This window comes from Streptomyces sp. SID3343 (assembly GCF_009865215.1).
GTDB lineage: Bacteria > Actinomycetota > Actinomycetes > Streptomycetales > Streptomycetaceae > Embleya.
Window position 1 is genome coordinate 1 of the sequence record NZ_WWJX01000436.1, and the last position, 1,669, is coordinate 1,669.

At 71.5% G+C, this 1,669-nt stretch carries 2 protein-coding genes; both read right to left on the reverse strand.

Annotation, left to right across the window (positions count from 1 at the left end; genetic code table 11):
* Positions 1-926, reverse strand: a 926-nt coding sequence (locus GT354_RS14180; RefSeq protein ID WP_346012025.1) for a serine hydrolase domain-containing protein, incomplete at its 3' end; no start/stop codon positions are given.
* A 105-nt stretch (positions 927-1,031) separates the two neighbouring features.
* The coding region (locus tag GT354_RS14185) for a GNAT family N-acetyltransferase (RefSeq protein ID WP_346012026.1) at positions 1,032-1,669 on the reverse strand (638 nt) is incomplete at its 5' end.

A 1,669-nucleotide genomic window follows, 5' to 3' on the forward strand; every position in this document is an offset into this window, starting at 1 on the left:
CATGCGGCGGGCACGACGCACTCGCCGGCGAGTTCGCCGCCACGCGCCATCAACAGGCCGATCCGGGCCAGGTCACGCGTGGTGGCGTTGAGTGAGCCGCCGCCGAGGGCGGTGCGCGGGCGGGCCCGGGTGAGGAAGTAGTACGCGTCGTGCTCGGCGCCGATCCGGTTCCACAGCCTGGTGTGCGCGTAGTCCGCCATCGACGTCCCGGTGGCGGCCTCCAGTACCCGGCCGAGCACCTGCGCGTCGATCGTCGAGTAGTTGAACGCGCTGCCGGGCGCGCTCATGCGCGGCAGCGACCGTACGACGTCGAGTACCGAACCGCCGCCGGTGACCGCCCGCTCGAACCGGTTGATCGCGCTGTCCGGGATGGTCCAGTCCTCGACCGCGCCGGCGCCGCTCGACATGTCGAGCAGGTGCGCGATCGTGGGCCCGTCGAACGCGCTGTCGGCCAACTCGGGGCAGTACGTGGTCACGGCGTCGTCGACGCTCTTGATCGCCCCCTCGGCGAGCGCGATTCCGATCAGGATCGAGGTCACCGACTTCGTCAACGAGAACGCCTGAAACCGCACGCCCGGGCCGGCGAACCGTCCCGGATAGCTCTCGTGCACGATCCGGCCGCGATGCAGCACCAGGAACGACGTGGTGAACGTCCGCGCGTGAACGTCGGCGAACGGCCGCTCGACGCCCTCGAACGTGTAGGTCGCGGCCAACTCCCGGGCCCGCTCCGGCAAGGCGAGCACCGCACGGCCGCGCGGGACTCGCGTGGTCGGCATCAAGGACCGCATGTGCGTGAACGTCCACTCGTTCACCGGCCGCCGCATCATCAGGTCGCCCTGATTGCGCCACAACCACACCCCGCCGGCCGCAGCCCCGGCCACCGGCACCGCCCACCGCAACCGCCGCCCACCAGAGCCGATTCCCACGCCACTCTCCTCACCGTTCACCCACCGAACCGGGGCGCCCAGTACAGCACCGGCACCCCCGACGACGCGACGGATCGCGCGTCGGCGGCGGTGGGCGTCGCGCGTTCAGGGGCGTTCGCGCAGGTAGCGGCCTCGGGGGAGTTCGCTCACCAGGACGGGTTTACCGTGGGAGGGGACCACGGTGCGGCGTTCCTCGGTCATGCCGAGTTTGGCCATCACCTTCGCGGAGGCCGTGTTGTCCACGTGGCAGATGCTCACCAGGCGGGGCAGCCGGGCGTACTCGAAGGCGAACCGCAGGACTTCGTGCGCGGCCTCGGTGGCGATCCCGGCGCCCCAGTGCGGGCGGGCCAGGCGCCAGCCGATCTCGACGGCCGGCATCACCTCGGGGAGAAAAGCGGGGACAGCCAGTCCCACCCAGCCGGCGAACGCGCCGTCGGCCCGCAGTTCGACCGCGAACAGACCGAAACCCCGTGCCTCCCAGTCCTGTTCGTAGCGGGAGAGTGAGGTCGCGCTCTGCTCGCGGGTGTGCGGGCGGCCATCGCCCACGTAGCGCATCACCTCGGGATCGGCGTTCATCGCCGCCAGGTCGTCCAGGTCGTCGTCGTGCCAGCGGCGCAGCAGCAGTCGTTCGGTTTCGATCACCGAGTCATCCTGCCCGATCCGCTCGGGAGCGGCGTTCGGCGTGTGGCGGGCCGGCGACCGAGCGGTGTCCGGGACGGGTCCCGGGTGGTGTCGGGCGCGTG